This is a genomic window from Pseudomonas sp. PH1b, from assembly GCF_000633395.1.
Taxonomy (GTDB): domain Bacteria; phylum Pseudomonadota; class Gammaproteobacteria; order Pseudomonadales; family Pseudomonadaceae; genus Aquipseudomonas.
Window position 1 is genome coordinate 508,835 of the sequence record NZ_AYMU01000001.1, and the last position, 15,979, is coordinate 524,813.

At 64.2% G+C, this 15,979-nt stretch carries 15 protein-coding genes; 1 reads left to right on the forward strand and 14 read right to left on the reverse strand.

Translation table 11 applies throughout. The annotated features are described in order from the left end of the window. The first annotated feature begins 163 nt into the window (after positions 1 to 163). On the forward strand, positions 164 to 1,138 hold the full coding sequence (locus tag U873_RS0102390) for a Dyp-type peroxidase (protein WP_025126713.1): 975 nt from the start codon (positions 164 to 166) through the stop codon (positions 1,136 to 1,138). A gap of 135 nt (positions 1,139 to 1,273) precedes the next feature. On the opposite strand, the gene fdhD is transcribed toward U873_RS0102390, so the two are convergent. The 14 genes from fdhD to U873_RS0102460 all read right to left on the reverse strand — a co-directional run bounded on the left by fdhD (position 1,274) and on the right by U873_RS0102460 (position 15,705). Continuing rightward, positions 1,274 to 2,101 carry a formate dehydrogenase accessory sulfurtransferase FdhD gene (gene fdhD, locus U873_RS0102395; protein WP_025126714.1) on the reverse strand — a complete coding sequence of 276 codons (828 nt, stop codon included), beginning with the start codon at positions 2,099 to 2,101 and terminating at the stop codon, positions 1,274 to 1,276. Positions 2,102 to 2,174: 73 nt separating this feature from the next. Continuing rightward, a complete protein-coding gene (locus tag U873_RS0102400) occupies positions 2,175 to 3,068 on the reverse strand; it encodes a LysR family transcriptional regulator (protein WP_025126715.1) in 894 nt (297 codons plus the stop codon). Between the two features lie 64 nt (positions 3,069 to 3,132). Beyond that, the gene (mobA, locus tag U873_RS0102405) at positions 3,133 to 3,789 is read right to left on the reverse strand and encodes a molybdenum cofactor guanylyltransferase MobA (RefSeq protein WP_051586054.1); all 657 of its coding nucleotides are present in this window, start codon (positions 3,787 to 3,789) and stop codon (positions 3,133 to 3,135) included. 252 nt (positions 3,790 to 4,041) lie between these two features. Next, positions 4,042 to 4,698 carry a hypothetical protein gene (locus tag U873_RS0102410; protein WP_029978081.1) on the reverse strand — a complete coding sequence of 219 codons (657 nt, stop codon included), beginning with the start codon at positions 4,696 to 4,698 and terminating at the stop codon, positions 4,042 to 4,044. A gap of 68 nt (positions 4,699 to 4,766) precedes the next feature. Next, entirely contained in the window at positions 4,767 to 5,312 is a 546-nt protein-coding gene (locus U873_RS0102415; RefSeq protein ID WP_025126716.1) for a hypothetical protein, read from the reverse strand. 3 nt (positions 5,313 to 5,315) lie between these two features. Next, positions 5,316 to 5,804 (reverse strand): hypothetical protein, encoded by a 489-nt coding sequence (locus U873_RS0102420; RefSeq protein ID WP_025126717.1) that lies wholly within the window; start codon positions 5,802 to 5,804, stop codon positions 5,316 to 5,318. A 14-nt stretch (positions 5,805 to 5,818) separates the two neighbouring features. Continuing rightward, positions 5,819 to 6,865: a hypothetical protein gene (locus U873_RS0102425; protein ID WP_157838055.1), complete on the reverse strand. Its 1,047-nt coding sequence runs from the start codon at positions 6,863 to 6,865 to the stop codon at positions 5,819 to 5,821. Further along, on the reverse strand, positions 6,865 to 7,533 hold the full coding sequence (locus U873_RS0102430) for a pilus assembly protein (protein ID WP_025126719.1): 669 nt from the start codon (positions 7,531 to 7,533) through the stop codon (positions 6,865 to 6,867). Before U873_RS0102430 ends, U873_RS0102425 begins: the two co-directional genes overlap by 1 nt. A 26-nt stretch (positions 7,534 to 7,559) precedes the next feature. Beyond that, on the reverse strand, positions 7,560 to 9,692 hold the full coding sequence (locus U873_RS0102435; protein ID WP_029978089.1) for a TcfC E-set like domain-containing protein: 2,133 nt from the start codon (positions 9,690 to 9,692) through the stop codon (positions 7,560 to 7,562). Between the two features lie 193 nt (positions 9,693 to 9,885). Then, positions 9,886 to 10,422, reverse strand: coding sequence for a CS1 type fimbrial major subunit (locus U873_RS0102440; RefSeq protein WP_025126721.1), 537 nt, complete (start codon positions 10,420 to 10,422; stop codon positions 9,886 to 9,888). Between the two features lie 348 nt (positions 10,423 to 10,770). Further along, entirely contained in the window at positions 10,771 to 11,811 is a 1,041-nt protein-coding gene (locus U873_RS0102445; protein WP_025126722.1) for an FUSC family protein, read from the reverse strand. Positions 11,812 to 11,932: 121 nt separating this feature from the next. Continuing rightward, on the reverse strand, positions 11,933 to 13,558 hold the full coding sequence (locus U873_RS0102450; protein WP_025126723.1) for an NADP-dependent glyceraldehyde-3-phosphate dehydrogenase: 1,626 nt from the start codon (positions 13,556 to 13,558) through the stop codon (positions 11,933 to 11,935). A gap of 185 nt (positions 13,559 to 13,743) precedes the next feature. After that, the gene (locus U873_RS0102455; RefSeq protein WP_025126724.1) at positions 13,744 to 14,781 is read right to left on the reverse strand and encodes an AraC family transcriptional regulator; all 1,038 of its coding nucleotides are present in this window, start codon (positions 14,779 to 14,781) and stop codon (positions 13,744 to 13,746) included. 9 nt (positions 14,782 to 14,790) lie between these two features. Then, on the reverse strand, positions 14,791 to 15,705 hold the full coding sequence (locus tag U873_RS0102460) for a GGDEF domain-containing protein (protein ID WP_025126725.1): 915 nt from the start codon (positions 15,703 to 15,705) through the stop codon (positions 14,791 to 14,793). Positions 15,706 to 15,979 lie beyond the last annotated feature (274 nt).

The window sequence follows — 15,979 nt, forward strand, 5'->3', positions numbered from 1 at the left end:
GCATCGAAGCGTCGAACGCCCAGGCCCGGACGAGACCGCCTGCTCCAGCCTCGGCAGCCCAGCCTTGGCTGGCGGATCGAAGGTGACTGGCAGTGCCGCTTGCGCGGCATAATCTGCTAATTTCCGCTCTGTGTTTTTTCTCCCGCAGCCTGTGGAACCCATCATGACCACCTATCCCTCCATGGCCGAGCAGCGACCCGAGCCGCAAGCCATCTGCAGCCCCATCACCGGCAGTGCCATCTTTATCGTTGCCACCCTGGCCCCTGGCGCCGCGGCCGCCGACACCCTGCGCAACTGGTGCGCCGATGTCGCGGCCCTGACCCGTTCGGTGGGCAAGCGGGTGCCGGCGGGCAACCTGTCCTGTGTCTGCGGTTTCGGCTCCAGTGCCTGGGACCGGCTGTTCGGCGGGCCGCGCCCGGCCTCCCTGCACGAGTTTCGCGAAGTCGGCGTGGCAGGCCGCCTGGCGCCGTCCACCCCCGGTGACCTGCTGCTGCACATCCGCGCCGAGCAGATGGACCTGTGCTTCGAGTTGGCCACCCAACTGCTCAAGCCCCTGGGGCAGGCGGTCCAGGTGGTGGACGAGGTCCAGGGCTTTCGCTATTTCGACATGCGCAGCATGGTCGGCTTTGTCGACGGCACCGAAAACCCGGTGGGCCGCGAGGCGCTGGATTTCACCCTGGTGGGCAGCGAGGATCCGGCATTCGTCAACGGCGGCTATGTGCTGGTGCAGAAGTACCTGCACAAGATGGATGCCTGGAACGCACTGACCGTGGAGGCCCAGGAACGCATCATCGGCCGCACCAAGCTGGCGGACATCGAGCTGGACGACTCGGTGAAGCCCAGCTGCTCCCACAGCTCCCTGACCACCCTGGAAGAGAACGGCGAGGAGGTGAAGATCCTGCGCGACAACATGCCGTTCGGGCGCCCCGGCGCCGGGGAATTCGGCACCTATTTCATCGGCTACGCCCGTTCGCCACGGCCGGTGGAACAGATGCTGGAGAACATGTTCGTCGGGCGCCCGGCGGGCAACTACGATCGCTTGCTGGACTTCAGCACCGCGGTCACCGGCGGCCTGTTCTTCGTGCCTTCGGCCGACCTCCTGGAAGCGTTGGCCGAGCGCTCGCCCCAGCAGCCCTGAGGTCCGGGACAATACCGACCCCCGAGCCACGCTCGGCTGGCGGCGCGAGCATGCCCGCACCGACGGGCGCCTGAGGATTCGCGCAGCAGCGGTGGTTGAACCGGCTGTTACCGTTGTGGCGAGGCCGCGTCGAGGTTACACCGGGCTGTAGATCCGCGGGGCATTGCGCTGGGGCACGTGGATCAGGTTGAGGCGGTGCTTGTTGGCCCATTGCACGGTCAGCGCCGTGGGCGCAGACAGGCTCACCAGGGTCCCGAGCCGGGCCCGCACGGCCTTGTGGATCAGCTCCAGGCTGCAGCGGCTGGTGACCACGGTGAACCCTTGGCGGCCGTCGATGCCGGCGTGAAGCAGGGCGCCGATCAGCTTGTCCAGGGCGTTGTGGCGACCGATGTCCTCCTGGCACAGGCGCACTTCACCCTGCTCATCGAAGTACAGCGCGGCGTGCAGGGCGCCGCTGCTGCGGGCCATGTGCTGGGCCTGTTCGATGCGGTCGCGCAGGCCCTGCAGGTGTGCGGCCGGCGGCAGTGGCGTCGGCTCAAGGATCTGCAACTGCGGCAATGCCTGGTCCAGGGCCTCCACGCCGCACAGGCCGCAGCCACTGGTCCCGGCCATTTGCCGGCGGTGGTCCTTGAGGGCCCAGAAGGCGCGGCTGGAAATCTCCACATCGGCCTGGCAGGCCTGGGGGAAATGGCTGAGGCGGATGTCGTAGATCTCATCGAGGTCGCTGACGATGTCGTTGGTGATGCTGAAACCGCGAATGAAATCCTCGAGATTGCCCGGAGACACCATCATCACCGCCTGGCTCAGGCCGTTGTAGGTAATGGCCAGGGCAATTTCCGCCGCCAGCGGTGCCTGGGCCACCTGGCCCCGGGCGTCGTATTCCCGGTAGCTGACCTGCTGTGGCGCGGGAGCGGGGGCGTTGGCCTCGGGCTGTTGATCCGCTGGTTCGATCCGGCACACCATGACGATACCTCGATACACTCAATTCGCTCCCGGCCATGGGGCCAGGGCGTGGTAGAAAAAGCCCGCTGGGCGTTCATTCATTGTTGCCTGCAAACAGCTTCCTGGCTTCGGCAAAACACTGCTCGGCGATCACCGAGCGCGGTTCGGTCTTGCGCATCACCAGGCCCAGGGGCGCCAGCACGCTGGCATCCGGCAGGCGGATGAAGGCCAGGGTGTCGATCGGCGAATCCAGGCCGCTGTCCAGGGGCATGATGGAGCAGCAGAAGCCTGCGTGGATCGCCTGGTACAGCTGGTGGGTGGAATCGCTCTCGAAGATCGGCGTCGGGTTCAGGCCACGGCTGCGGAAACTCAGGTCGATGGACTTGCGATAATGCATGCCGCTGCTGAGCATGCCCAGGGGCAGTTGGGCGGCATCTTCCCAGCCCATCTCGGGGCCTTCGAAATGAAAGTGCCGGGTGTCGTAGAGCAGGCCGACCTGGGTCTGGCCGATCTCGAAGAAGTCCAGGTAGTGGGCGTTCACCCGATCCAGGTAGCAAACCCCCAGGTCCAGCTGGTTATTGCCGATGTCTTCGATGATCCGGTCGGAGCTCATGGACGACAGGCTGAACTGGAGTTCGGGAAAGCTGGCGGACAGGTTCTGGACGTAGCGAATGGGGTTGAAGCCACTGAGGGGCACCAGCCCCAGGCGCAGCTTGCCCACCAGTTGCCCGCGGCACGCGGCGGCCTCGGCATACAAGCCGTCATGGGCCGCCAACAGGGTCTTGGCCCAGGCCAGCACCCGCTCGCCGGCCTCGGTGAAACCTTCGAAGCGCTGGCTTCGCGTCACCAGGACCAGGTCCAGTTCATCCTCGAGGTTGCGCAGGCGCATGGACAGGGTCGGTTGGGTGATGTGGCAGCGTGCGGCGGCCTGGCCGAAGTGCCGGGTCTGCTCCAGGGCGATCAGAAACTTGAGTTGCTTGATGTCCACAGCGGCACCTGGCGGAAAAGGGTCGGGTCAGTATTAACGCAACAGTCCTGCCCCTGTGAAGGGGTCACTCCCCGGGGGGAGCGTCTGCGCAGCGCTTGTTGCCTACCGGGGCCAAGGGGGCAAGGTCCGTTTCAGACAGGCGTTCAGGGGTATTGAAGTTGCTCAGTCGCGGGTCGTCCACGGCACACGGCAGAGGCGTCAACCCATGCCGCTCGAGGACCCGCAGCAGGCTGCGCTCACCGGCATCCCAGGCCTGGTGCAGGCTGGCCAGCAGGGTTGTGGGAAGCAGGCTGAACATGGGTTGCCATTGCCCGGCCTGTTGCACCATCAGCGGCGCCGGCGGGTTCGCTCGTGCCGCCAGCAAGGCCTGGATCAGCGCGCTGTCGATCTTCGGCGCATCGCAGGCCAATACCAGCAACCAGGGATGACGGGCCGCTGCCAGGCCCGCGAGGACCCCGGCCAGGGGACCAGGAAAGCCCTGCTGGGAATCCTCCACCAAACGGTCGGCATAGGCCTGGTACTGCTCGGCATTGCGGTTGCAGGAAATGATCAGGTCATCGCTGAACGGCCGGACCACCTGGTGCACATGGGCAATCAGCGGCCGGCCCTGCCAGGGCAGCAGGCCCTTGTCGCGCCCGCCCATGCGCGCGCCGCGGCCACCCGCCAGCAGCAGGATCGAGCAGGGCAGGGAGAGGGCGGTGGCGGGTTGGGTCGGGGTCATGGTCAGGCGCAACGGAGACTGTGGGGCGCAAACCATCTCATTGTCCTTCGATGACGTCCAATCACAGGTGTCGAATGGTCGATTGATCCGGCTGATCGATGACCTCATCGGCGCTGGCGCAACGAGCGGGCTGCCGCGTGTGATGTCCCTTGGCCGGCGTCCAGGGTGCCGGGTGCGCCGGTGGCAGAAGGGCAGGCCGGTGAACTCGGCTGCGGGGCCTTGCGCATCGCTGCCCAGGCGCAGCGCCTGGCCTTAGCCGGCAACGGGGCACGGAGGGTGCCCGGGTGTTTGAATCTTCGCGCCTTCGACCCGCAGTGGCACACCTGGGTACACGTTGAACGGCTCGCTCAGTGTGCCGTCCACCCGGGCGTTCTCAACCAGATAGCGGGTGTTGCCGGTCGCAATGAAGCGCGCGCCCCCGACCTCGCAGCGCACCTCAAGCGCCGATACTTGCCGCGGCGGCAATTGGCGTACCAGTGCACTGAAGGCGAGATTGATCACCACGTGGCCGGCGATGTTCGCCTGCTTTGGGTCCAAAAGGTTCATCACCGGCTTGATGTCCAGGCGGTACACCTGTTCCTGCTGCACCGGCTCCAGGGGCCTCAAGGTGACGGTCTTGCTCTGGCCGGGCGCGAGCTCGAGTCGAAAGGGCGTGGCGTAGAGCTTGGGCCGTTGCGCTTGAGTGATGGGCTCAAGGCGTTCCTCGGCCAGCTCGACCCCGGGGTTGCTCAGATGCGACAGGGAGATCGAGATGTATTCCGGGCGATCGCCGTGGTTGGCGATTTCGACGGTCATCGGCCGCTCCCGCACCTCGGTGATCTTGGGTTGAACATCGATCAGGGCAAAGGCCGGCGAGGCCACGGCCAGCCACGACGACAGCGCGAGGGTGTGCAGGGTGAGGCGTGTCATGAGTTTTCCATGGGATGGGTGGGACCTGGCCGATGGCTCTGGGCAGGCATGGCCGCGAGCGGGCTGGATCATGGGTCGGTAATCACCGGCTCGAAGGTCAGCGACAGGACCCCGCTGTAGGCGCCGCTGGTTTCCTTGAAGCTGCCATCGGGCGGGTAGGCCGAGACCGTCAGGCCGTAATAGCCGGTGGAGTCTTCTCCGGGCGCCGGCCGGGGCGGGTTGTTGAATGAGGTGCCCTGGCCAACGGCAAGGGTCTTGGGCATTTCGCCTTCCGCCCCCAGGTCCACCCTGGGTTGCCGGAACACCTGCGCGGCATTGCTGGCGTTGCGCATCTGCAGCGGCTCATCCAGGCGCACCTGGAAGACTCCGGTGGACGAGACAATCCGCAACCGCGCCCGCACTTCATAGGGCGTGTCCCACCCCCCCAGTTGCGCCATTTCCAGGCCCTGGGCGAACCAGCCACCGGTGTCGTCGGTGACGAACAGATTGTTGTTGGGCTTGAGGTAGGCGCTGATCTTGCTGCTGGTCTTGCCCAGCAGGATCACATCCGCCGACACCAGGGGCGGCAGTGCCCCCAGGGCCAGCAGCAGGCACGCCTGTGCGGTTTTGTTCATGTGCTACTCCTGATGGGCAGGGGGCTGCTGCTGCGCCGCCCGTTGATAGATCACCACCCCATAGCCCACGCTCACGGCCAGGGGCGCCGGCTGCCCGGCGGCCGGGCCGGTTTCGACGATCACTCGCTCGCGGGGCCTGAAGGTGATGCGCCAGACCTGGTTGTGGAGAGGCACCTGCAGTGCTTTCAGGGTCATCCGGTACTTCTGTCCCGGTGCCAGTACCAGGCGATTGGGGGTAACCAGCAAACTGGGGCGCCGCACCTCATGAATGGGCACCAGGTGTTCATCGGGCTGCCCCGGGGCCACCACCAGTTGCTGGGCTACGTCCAGGTACAAGGGGCTGTCGCCGGTGTTCTGCGCATAGAGTTCGCCTTGAGGCTGGTCGGGTGCGAAGCGCAGCTCGGTGCTCGAGAGTTTCAACACCCCGGCAGCCAGGCCCGCAGGTGACCAGAGCGCGATCAAGGCCAGAAGCATGACAATCGGATCGTTCATCGGGGCAGGTGTTCCTAGGGCTTGGCCACAATGGTGAAGGTCAGCACATCGCTGTAGGCGCCGCCCTTGGCCCACTTTTGCGCCAGGGCCCGGAAGGTTGGAACAAAGCACATGCGGCCATCCGAACTCAGGGACAACAGGGCATTTTGAGTGTTGGGCAAGGGCACCAGGGTGCTGCCACTGTTCAGGCTCAGGGTGTAAGGCACCGTCTGCGAGCTGTCCTCGAGGTGCTTGAGCTGGTAGCGCCCGTTGGCCGAGAGGCCATTTTCGTTGCTCGCGTTGATGATGAACTTTTGATAGGTGATGAACTTCGAGCCGTCATAGGTGAAGCAGAGTTGCTGGTTGGTGGCGCTGAAGGTCTTCAGGGTTTCCTCGCCCCGCAGCAGTTCGCCCAGGTCCCAGTCCGGTGCGGTCATGGTGATGGTCGTATCCACGGGCGGCGGCGGAAGGTCCGGGTTGGTCAGTACGCGACAGGCACCGCCCTTGGTGGTCGAGGACAGGTAGGCCAGCCCGGTGCTCTCGCCCACGTCGTTGCCCCCCGTGAAGTTGCCGGCGCGGATGCCCACGGCAGGCCAGGCGGCTATGCTCGAGTTGTCGACCTGGAACTCAACGGCAGCGGTAAAGGCGCTGGTGGTTTTCCATGGGCTGGCGCTGCCGTAATACATCACGTAGCCCTCGCCCGCGAAGGTATTCGAGTATTTGACTCCGTTGATCGACAGGTTCTTGGCACTGCTGGAGCTGGTTTTCAGCTTGCCATTGGCGTCATAGGTGTAGATCAGAATGCCCCGTGAATTAAACGATGAGCCGTCGGTGTGACCACTGCTCGACTTGTAGTCGATGGTCAGTTGGAGCGTGCTGGTGCCATTGCCGTTGTCCTTGAAGCTGCAACTGCTGTAGCCGTTGCTCAGGTTGCTGTATTTCAGGACCCAGGCAGACGCCTCGTCCGCGCCGAGTGTCAGGTAGGCCAGCAACAGTGAGGCTGGAACTGTCCAGCAGCGTCTCTTGCGGCGCATCGCGGTGGTCGGGGTTATCCGGGCCGGCCCCTGTCGAGTCCTGGTCATCAGGGGCATTCCAGGGTCTGGGGCTGATCATCGGCGACCAGGCTCAGGCGCTTGCTGTCGAAGTGCTGGGGCGTTCCAGGGAACAGGGCCACCTTGAGCCTGGGCGCGCCTGGCGCCACCTCGACTTGCGACAGCACCGTGCGCACGTTGCCGGTGTTCTCCAGGGTCATGCCCGCGGCATCACAGCGCTTTGCCCAGGCCGAGTGCTGTTTGGCCGGCGGCGGCATATGGCGCACCAGCACGCCGTAGCCGACCGCGACCGACATCGGGGCGCTGATCTTGTCGGGCGACGCCTGCTCAACCTGCATTGATCGCACCGGGACGATGTACAGGCGAAACAGCGCTTCGGCCGCAGGCTCGGCAAGGGACTTGAGGCTGATGGCGCGGCTCTGTCCCGGGCCCAGGGTGAGCTTGTCCGGGCTGGCGAGGATGCCGGGGTGATCAAGCTCCTGCAGCGCCAGCTTGCGCTCCGGCTCCTGCCCCGGGTTCATCACCTTGAGCAGGTTGATCGACAGGTAAAGGGGGGCATCGCCGACGTTTCTCACGGTCACCGAATGCTCGTGGTTGTTATAGACCTTGAGGCTGGCGGGCATGACCATCAATTCGCCTTCGGCCTGGGCCAGTGCCGTCCAGCTCAGCAGTGCCAGCAGCGTGGTACGCAATATCATGGTGGGTTCCTGTAGTGGGGGCTTCGTCACTGGCACGGGTAGTAGCTGCCGTTGACGGCGCGGGTGAGGTCGCAGCGGTATTGGCGTCCCGGCTGTTCCACGGTGATGTGGGTCAACAGGGTCTTGTGGGCGATCGAGAACAGGCCGTTGGGGTAGGCGGTATCACCGGTCTCCAGGATCCTGCCGCCCACCGGGCGGCCGTTGGCGTCCATCAAAAGGCCGCTGTAGACCCTGTTGATATCGACCTTGGCCTGGGCGTTGTACACCTGCCCGGGATGGGCGCGGATGATGTTCGCCGGCACCTCGATGTTCATGTCCATGTCCTGGCTGTCGCTGATCACGCGGGCAAACGGCACATCCCCGTAGCTGTTCAGGGGCACGGCGTAGGTGCTGCCGCCCGCCACGGGGTGGCCTTCCACGCTGAAGCCGTAGGGAGTGCCCTGGAGGTCGGGGGTTTCCAGCAACATGGCGCTGCCACTGCTGCTGTAGCGTCCCAGGGCGATTCCCTGGCGATTGGCCGCGAGCATGCCGCGGTAGTTGAAATCGAGGTTGTTGGCGTCGGCGCTGTGACCAAGGTTCAGCGAGGCGTCGCCACGTGTACCGGAGCGGCTGCCATAGGCATTGAGGTTGTTCAGGCCATTGCTGCGATTGACGGTCACGCCGCCGGTGGTGGTGCCATAGCTGTCCTCGAAGGTCTGGCGGTAGTCCCCGGTCACCTGTGTCTGGCCGCCAAACTGGGCCGCCCGCACACTCGCCTGGGATCGGTCGAGCATCCATGACATGTTCAGGTAGAGGGTGTAATCGCTGTTGCTCGCAGTGGCACCGCCTTTTTGCACGCCCAGGGAAAAGGTCGACCAAAGCCCGTTGGGCCGGTAGTTCCAGCGCACTTCGGCCTGTTGGGTTTCTGCGTGGCTGGAGCTTCGATAGTTGTAGGCAAACAGTAGGTTGCCCAGGTTCTTGCTGTACGACAGGCTGGTGCTTGGCATGCCCCAGTAGAAACGCGAGACCTCGTTGCTCTGATAGCGGCTGAGCATGAGGCTGCCCAGCACTTCATTGTTCAGGTTCAGGTTCAGATAGCCGCCTGAGCCGCGCTCACCAGCCAATACGCCCAGGGTGGGCGACAGGTCCAGGGGGCCTAGGGTGGAAGGCCGGGAGATATTGACCTCCGAGGCCCAGTCCGAACGGTCGCCGGTCACGGCGGCGGCATTCAAGTAGAGCTGGCTGAGGTTGCGGCTCAGGGCGGCTTCGAACAGTTGTCCGCCTGCCTCCATGTCCTTGCCTGCGGTAACGCGCCAGGCGTTGGCCGCTTCGCCGGTGAAGTTGAGGTTGTTGACGTCCTGGGTTTCCTGGGTCACCAGGTTGCCGTTGCGATCCACCAGGCGAATCTCGATGGGGTAGTAGCCACCGGGCAGATCAAGGAAGCTGATTTCGTTGCGGCCCAGCGCAGCGGGGCGTTTGAGCACCAGCCGCCCGTTGCGGTAGAACTCGTAGTTGCCTTCGGCCGTGGAGAACAGCACCAGCGCCCCCGCGTCCTGGTGAGTGCGCAGGTTGCCCTGGCTGCCGAACGTGAAGAACTGGTCGAAGCTTGGCGACAGCACCGTGCTGACCGAGCTTGAGCTGTAGTCGATACTGTTCTGCTTGCCGGCACGCACATAGGTGCCGGCAAAGTTCTTTTGCAGGTAGTAGGACGATATTCCCTGGTCGCTGCTGCGCCGACCCTCGCTACTGCTGCGATTGGCATACCAGTTCATGTAGCCAAAACTGCGCCCCGGTAGCCCGAGCCAGGTATTACCGTTCAAGTTCATGGCGTGATAACGCTCGGAAGAACTGCGCAGGTCCAACGATTGATTGTTGATCAAGCCCCAGGAAGTTGTCGGTGCAAGATAGTCTTCCTGGGCGCTGCGTATGTTCAGCGTGCGCCGGGTTTTATCGAGGGTTACATAATGCTCGGCAACGCGCAGGTCGCAGCCATTGCTGCATTGTTTGTAGTTGACTCCTGCCAATACGCGCCTGATGGTTTGCAGGTCTTCAAGTGTGATGCCATTTTCCCTGTACTGGGCCGAATCGAATACCAAGCCACGCTGTTCCATCGAGTAACTGATAAAGCCGGGCAAGGTCTGGCCGTTATAGTTGGCGACATAGCGTGCAGTGTTTTCCATTTCAATCGCGCTAAAACCTTCAGGAATCCCGTAGGTAATCTTTACTTGAGCGAGTACTTGGGTCGAGACAAGCGAAATGACGCACACAAACAATCTGTGTAGTTGAAAGAAGGGGGGATGCGGGCGCATGCCTAAGTGTTTCCAGTGACAGCCGGGAAGAGCCCTCAAAGAGGGCTCGAGAGACAGGTGCTACTTATGTACCAGTTGCGGCAACAGGTTCGAACAGCATCACCAACTCGCCACTGTAACTGCCGTTGGTGCTAGGGCCGGTTGCAGTCTTGATCGGTGCCTTGGCGCCTATCTTCAGGCTGTGGACTTCGTCATAGCCGCCGTTGGCGACCACGGTCTGGGTCACTTTCAGTGGGGTGCCGAAGGTCACCGCAGCTTCGCCGCCGGAGTGCGAAATACTCACGGTAGTGTTGGTCATTTCATAACTGCCGTTGGACAGTTTCAACGGTTGTGCCAATGAAACATTGAACTCGCTGTTCTTGGTCCAGACACGAATTGGCAGGGTCTTGGAGAACGCTTTCTGGGTGTAATCCACCGGCTCAAGTTCTTCAGTCTCATACCAGGTCGAACCATCGGCCTTGGAAACGAACATGGCATCGTTGATTTGTGCGGTGAGGGTGATTTTCTTGGAAACGGTATTTGACGAAGCGGGTGCGGCCTGCGCCATGCCAATAAGTGCACCACTCAAGCCCATGGCGATGAGGATGTGTTTAAGCTTCATGATTACTTCCATGCTGAAAATGAGTTGAGCGAAGAGTGTTTTAATTATCGAGGTTACTTTGGTGGCTGGGGAGCCATTAAGGTTTCCGCGATAATGATCGCTATTTCACATCTTTGGGGAAATAGGAAAATTCTTAGATTTATCAAAGACTACCCTGCGCTTAGAGCAGTGAAGGCTATTTATATATCATTGGATTTTGTGTGGATAAGGCTATTAAGTTGTTTTCCAGGGTGTGAATAGTCGGCGCTATGACGATTGGAAAACGATGGGGGCGGGGCAGAGGGAGTGACTCTATAGGCACTGTCCAGAGTTCACTCTGGACAAGTACGCTGGAGGGCTGCGGTCATATCAGATCCGCCAGTGGCGGGCGCTCTTGGCCAGGCGCTGGCGCATTTCCCCAAGGGTGGCCGCGAGTTGCCGGGTCAGCAGCCGGTAACCGTCCAGGGCGGAATACACCGGTGCCTCCAGGGCGTTCTCGGCGCCGCCTTCCAGGGGTTTGTCCAGGCGCTGGGTCACCCCCGACTGCAAGGCTCGCGCCATGCCGATCAACTGCACGCGGATCTGCCGGTGCTCACTCTTGAGCGCCAGTTGCATCTGCGCCATGGCTTGCCGGTCGCTGGCGTCGGGACGGGTGTTGCCGAGAATCTCCAGGGTGCTGATGCACATCCGCAGGTTGCGCTGGATGGCGTCCAGTTCGGTCATGGAGATGCGCACTTCCTTGGACACCGAAGGCATCAGCGAGCGCAGTTGCAGCATGGCACTGTTGACCCGGCCCAGAAGCTTGAGGTGCTCGTCGTCTGTCACCGACTGGCCCCGGATGATCCGCCCGTACAACTGCGCGCAGTCACGCAGGGCACTGGCCAGGTTATAGCGCCAGGAGTACACCGCGTACAGCGGGATGGCGAAGGAAAACGCCAGGGCCAGGGCGATGCCGATGAGGATGTCCACGGCGCGCCACAGGCCGTCGCTGATCTGGTTGTCGCCGTGGCCGGCAACGATGAACACGGTGATCGCCGCCAGCAGCGCGGTGTAGCCGCCCTTGCCGATGGCGTGGTAGGAGAAGTAGCCGCAGACTGCCGACATCGCCAGGTAGGTGACCCAGGGGTGGCCGAAATACGCCTGCTGCACCACCAGCACCAGGCCGACCCCGGCGCCCACCAGGGTGCCGATGGCCCGCTCAGTGGCTTTCTTGCCGATGTTGCCGTGGTGCTGCAGGCCGCCGATCACCACCAGCATGGTCACCGAGGCCCATTCGCCATGGGGCAGGTTGAGCCCGGTGGTCAGGAGGATGGTGGCGATCAGGCCCAGGGCGACGCGCACGGCATGGATCAGCCGGGCGTGGCGGTAGCGCCGGTAGGGGTCGAGCACGGGGCGCAGCAGGCGCCGCAGCCAGGGCGGCAGGTGGAGGTTGCGCAGGGGTTTGAACAGGTCCAGGTCGGGTCCTCCGGTTGGCCTTGGGGCAACTGGCAGCCGCGGGTCGCGCGGCTGCCGGGGTGCTATGGCATGTGCCTTAGAAAATGTAGTCGGTGGTCAAGAAGCTCGACTCGCGATTGCGGATGATGTCACTGATCAGTGCTTTGTTGCGCTCCTGGAACTTGGTCGCCACCAGGGTGCGGATCGAGAAGGTGCGCAGCGCGTCATGTACCGACAGCGTGCCTTCGGCGGAGTTCTTGCGACCGTTGAAGGGGAAGGTGTCCGGGCCGCGCTGGCACTGGGCGTTGATATTGATCCGCCCGACCTGATTGGCAAAGCAGTCCACCAGCCGGCCGATCTGCGCCGGGTCGCTGCCGAACAGGCTCAACTGCTGGCCGAAGTCCGAATCCAGGACATAGTCGATCACCGTGTCCAGGTCGCGGTAGGGCACGATGGGCACCACCGGGCCGAACTGCTCTTCGTGGTAGACGCGCATCTGCGGGTTCACCGGGTACAGCACCGCCGGGTAGAAGAACGAAGCCCGAGCCTCGCCGCCGTGGGCGTTCACCACCTTGGCGCCGTGGGCCTGGGCGTCGGCCACCAGGGCATGCAGGTAGTCGACCTTGGTGTTCTCCGGCAGCGGCGTCAGGGCCACCCCCGGCTCCCAGGGCATGCCCGGCTTGAGGGCCTGCAGCTTGGCGTTGAACTGCTGGATAAAGCGCTCGGCCACGCTTTCATGGACGAACAGGATCTTCAGCGCCGTGCAGCGCTGGCCGTTGAACGACAGCGAGCCGGTGAGGGCCTCGCTGACCGCGTTGTCCAGGTCGGCGTCGGGCAGCACGATCCCCGGGTTCTTCGCGTCCAGGCCCAGGGCCGCGCGCAGGCGGTGCGGCTTGGGGTGGAGTTTCTTCAGGTCGCTGGCGGCCTTGTTGGTGCCGATGAAGGCGAAGATGTCGATCTTGCCGCTGGCCATCAGCGCGCTGACGGTCTCGCGGCCGCTGCCGTAGATGACGTTGATCACCCCGGCCGGGAAGCTGTCGCGGAAGGCTTCGAGCAACGGCCGGATCAGCAGCACGCCGAGTTTGGCCGGCTTGAACACCACGGTGTTGCCCATGATCAGCGCCGGGATCAGGGTGGTGAAGGTCTCGTTCAACGGGTAGTTGTAGGGGCCCATGCACAGGGCCACCCCCAGGGGCACGCGGCGGATCTGGCCGAGGGTGTCCTGTTCCAGTTCGAAGCGGCTGGAGCGCCGGTCCAGCTCCTTCAGCGCGCCGATGGTGTCGACGATGTAGTCGCAGGTGCGGTCGAATTCCTTTTCCGAGTCCTTGAGGTTCTTGCCGATCTCCCACATCAGCAGCTTGACCACCGCCGTGCGCTGCTCGCGCATGCGCGCCAGGAAGGCTTCCACGTGCTGGATGCGTTCGGCCACGCGCATGGTTGGCCAGGCACCCTGGCCACGGTCGTAGGCGCGCACCGCGGCGTCCAGGGCGGTGAGGGCGGTGTCGGCGTCCAGCAGCGGGGTGCTGCCGAGGATCACTTGCTGGTCGCCGTCGGCGGTGTCCAGGTAGATCGGGCTGCGGACCTGGGCCAGGGGGCCGTTCCAGGTGCGCAGTTCGCCGTCCACCAGGTAGTCGCGCTGCTGCACCGGGTCGGGCAGGCGATAGGCTTCGGGAATCTGGGCAGCGGCGGGAAACAGGTTGTCGAGCAGCGTGGCTGTGGTCATGACTCTACCCCGTGTTGGAAATGGCTCCGGCGCGGATGACAGGTGGCGACATCGCTCCAGGGTTTATACGCCTGAATGGCCCGGCGCTTTAGTGGTTTTTGCGTCTGGCGCCAGGGCGCGAGGGGCCCGGATCAGCCCTGGCGGGGGATCGGGGCGCGGTGGCTGGCGGTTTGAGATTAAACGTTTCAGCCGCTGCCCAGCAACTGCCGGATCAAGGTCGGGGTGCTGCCGGTCCAGCGCTTGAACGAGCGACGGAAATTGGCCGGGTCATTGAAGTTCAGGTAGTCGGCCACCGCCTCGTTGCTCCAGCCCTTGATCTGGTACAGGTACAGGGCCACGTGCTTGCGCACCCGATCCACCTGTTGCTGGTAGCCGCTGTGGTGCTTGCTCAGCTTGCGCTTGAGGGTCGCCGGGCTCATGCCGAAGGCCTGGGCCGTCTGCTCCAGGCTGGGCGGCTGGCGCACCTGGTCGTGCAGGTAGTCATACAGGACGTCGAGAAAGCTGCTGTCGAACCCCAGCTGCTGCAGCTGCTCGCCGGCCTCCAGGCGTGCCACCTGGCCGGCGGTGGCCGAGGCGTTGGGCCAGGGCTGGGTCAGGCAGGCACGGGGGATGCGCATCAGGTCCAGGGGGCGCTGGAACTGGCTGTGTTCCCCCAGGTGCACCCAGTACTGTTCCACATAGCGCGGTTCGGCATGGCTGAACCCGCATTCCCAGGGCAGGCGCTGGCCGCTGAGCCACTGGCTGGTGGCCACCAGCGCGGTCATGCTCGCCTCCAGCACAAAGCGCCAGTGCTCGCCGGCGCCGCAGCTGTCCAGCCAGTAGCAATAGGCGAAGTGCTCGTCCAGTAGCAGTCGCGGGCTGGCCAGGGGGCTGAGCAGGGCCTGCTGCTGGATCAGGCTGTCCAGGGCCTGGTGCAGGTTCTGCGCGTGACGCAGGGCGTGGCTGGCGGCGCCGTAGTGGCCGGGCAGCAGGCGCTGGCCGAACAGGAAGCTGCTGTCATCGGCATCCAGCAGGCGCCGGCTGTTGCCGATCAGGGTCAGGAACTGCTGCGGGCTGAGGCGGGTCTGGCCGGCGAGGATGTCCTCGTGGAACAGCCCGGTGCCGCGCAGCAGGCGATGGCTGTCGATGTCCCGGGACAGCGCCAGGTCGATCAGCGCCGCCGGTTGATAGTGCCCGGGGATAAAGCGCGTGTCGGCTTCGTACCAACTGGTCTTCACGGTCATGACGGCGCCTCAGGCGGTTTTCGCCAGGGGCTGCTTGGCCCGTGCCAGGGCCAGGTTGAGGCGCTTGAGCAACCCCTCCGGCGCCTCGTCCAGGGCCATCACCACGGCGCTGCTGGCGCTCAGGTGCAGGCGCTCGCCGTGCTGTCGGGTCTTGTGCGCCAGCCCTTGCACCGCCTGTTCCAGCTCCAGGGCCAGGAGCCGCGCCTGGCTTTCCCCGGTGTGGGGCAGCAGCACCACGAAGCGATCGCCGGCCAGCCGGCACAGCAGGTCCTGGCGGCGCAGGTTGAGCAGCAGCACATGGCTCAGGGCCTGCAGCACCGCGTCGCCTTCGGCATGGCCGTAGTGCTGGTTGATCGCGGCGAAATGGTCCAGGTCCAGGGCCAGCAGCGACAGGGGCTGTTGCTGGCGGCGGGCGTCTTCCAGGCTGGCGGCCAGCTCGCGCTTGAGGTAATCGGCGCCGGCCAGGGGCGTGAGCTTGTCGAACTGGCGATGCTCGCGAAACAGCCGTTCCTTCTTTTCCATCTGCGCACTGATGGCCAGCTGTTCGCGGTGCCAGTGATAGATGCCGATGGTCAGCAGGATCATCCCCACCGGCATCGGTCCCGACTCCAGCCAATGGTCCCAGGTGATGCTGTCGGGCAGGCGGATGAACTCGTCGAGGCTGTCGATCCACCAGGAAAAGAAGATGCAGCTCAGGCCCAGGGCCAGGTAGTTGGTGACCCGGCCGGCGGGGCGACTCTTGAGCACCAGGCCGAGCCACACCAGGGCCAGCAGCGCCGAGCCGCCTTCGCCGATGATGTCCAGCCACTGCCATTCGCTGACCGCCTTGAGGGTGCCGCAGGCCAGGTGCAGGAGCAGCCCGGCATTGGCCGCCAGCAGCAGCGCGGCGAGCTTCCAGCGATGGGGTTTGAGCACGCAGAACATGGCCGCGATCCTTTTTGCCAGGAGTGAGAGGGCGCCAGCACAGCAGATGTTCATGACACTGGGGTGACGCCGGGAAAAACCGCTGGGGGGTCGAATCAGCTCAGGGTGCAGGCGATCTTTTTTGCTGGCGGGGCCCGCAAGTGATGCAGCGCCCTGGGTGACGCCTTCGCTGGCAAGCCAGCTCCTACAGCAGGCAGTTAGACCGTGCAGATCCCCGTAGGAGCCGGCTTGCCGGCGAAGAGGCCCGCAAGTCATGCAGCGCCCCGGGTGACGC

Coding starts and splice junctions, on each gene's coding strand:
- U873_RS0102390 (WP_025126713.1), top strand. CDS start 164: ATGACCACCTATCCCTCCATGGCCGAGCAGCGACCCGAGCCGCAAGCC.
- fdhD (WP_025126714.1), bottom strand. CDS start 2,101: ATGGTGTGCCGGATCGAACCAGCGGATCAACAGCCCGAGGCCAACGCC.
- mobA (WP_051586054.1), bottom strand. CDS start 3,789: ATGACCCCGACCCAACCCGCCACCGCCCTCTCCCTGCCCTGCTCGATC.
- U873_RS0102410 (WP_029978081.1), bottom strand. CDS start 4,698: ATGACACGCCTCACCCTGCACACCCTCGCGCTGTCGTCGTGGCTGGCC.
- U873_RS0102415 (WP_025126716.1), bottom strand. CDS start 5,312: ATGAACAAAACCGCACAGGCGTGCCTGCTGCTGGCCCTGGGGGCACTG.
- U873_RS0102420 (WP_025126717.1), bottom strand. CDS start 5,804: ATGAACGATCCGATTGTCATGCTTCTGGCCTTGATCGCGCTCTGGTCA.
- U873_RS0102425 (WP_157838055.1), bottom strand. CDS start 6,865: ATGACCAGGACTCGACAGGGGCCGGCCCGGATAACCCCGACCACCGCG.
- U873_RS0102430 (WP_025126719.1), bottom strand. CDS start 7,533: ATGATATTGCGTACCACGCTGCTGGCACTGCTGAGCTGGACGGCACTG.
- U873_RS0102435 (WP_029978089.1), bottom strand. CDS start 9,692: ATGGAAAACACTGCACGCTATGTCGCCAACTATAACGGCCAGACCTTG.
- U873_RS0102440 (WP_025126721.1), bottom strand. CDS start 10,422: ATGAAGCTTAAACACATCCTCATCGCCATGGGCTTGAGTGGTGCACTT.
- U873_RS0102450 (WP_025126723.1), bottom strand. CDS start 13,558: ATGACCACAGCCACGCTGCTCGACAACCTGTTTCCCGCCGCTGCCCAG.
- U873_RS0102455 (WP_025126724.1), bottom strand. CDS start 14,781: ATGACCGTGAAGACCAGTTGGTACGAAGCCGACACGCGCTTTATCCCC.
- U873_RS0102460 (WP_025126725.1), bottom strand. CDS start 15,705: ATGTTCTGCGTGCTCAAACCCCATCGCTGGAAGCTCGCCGCGCTGCTG.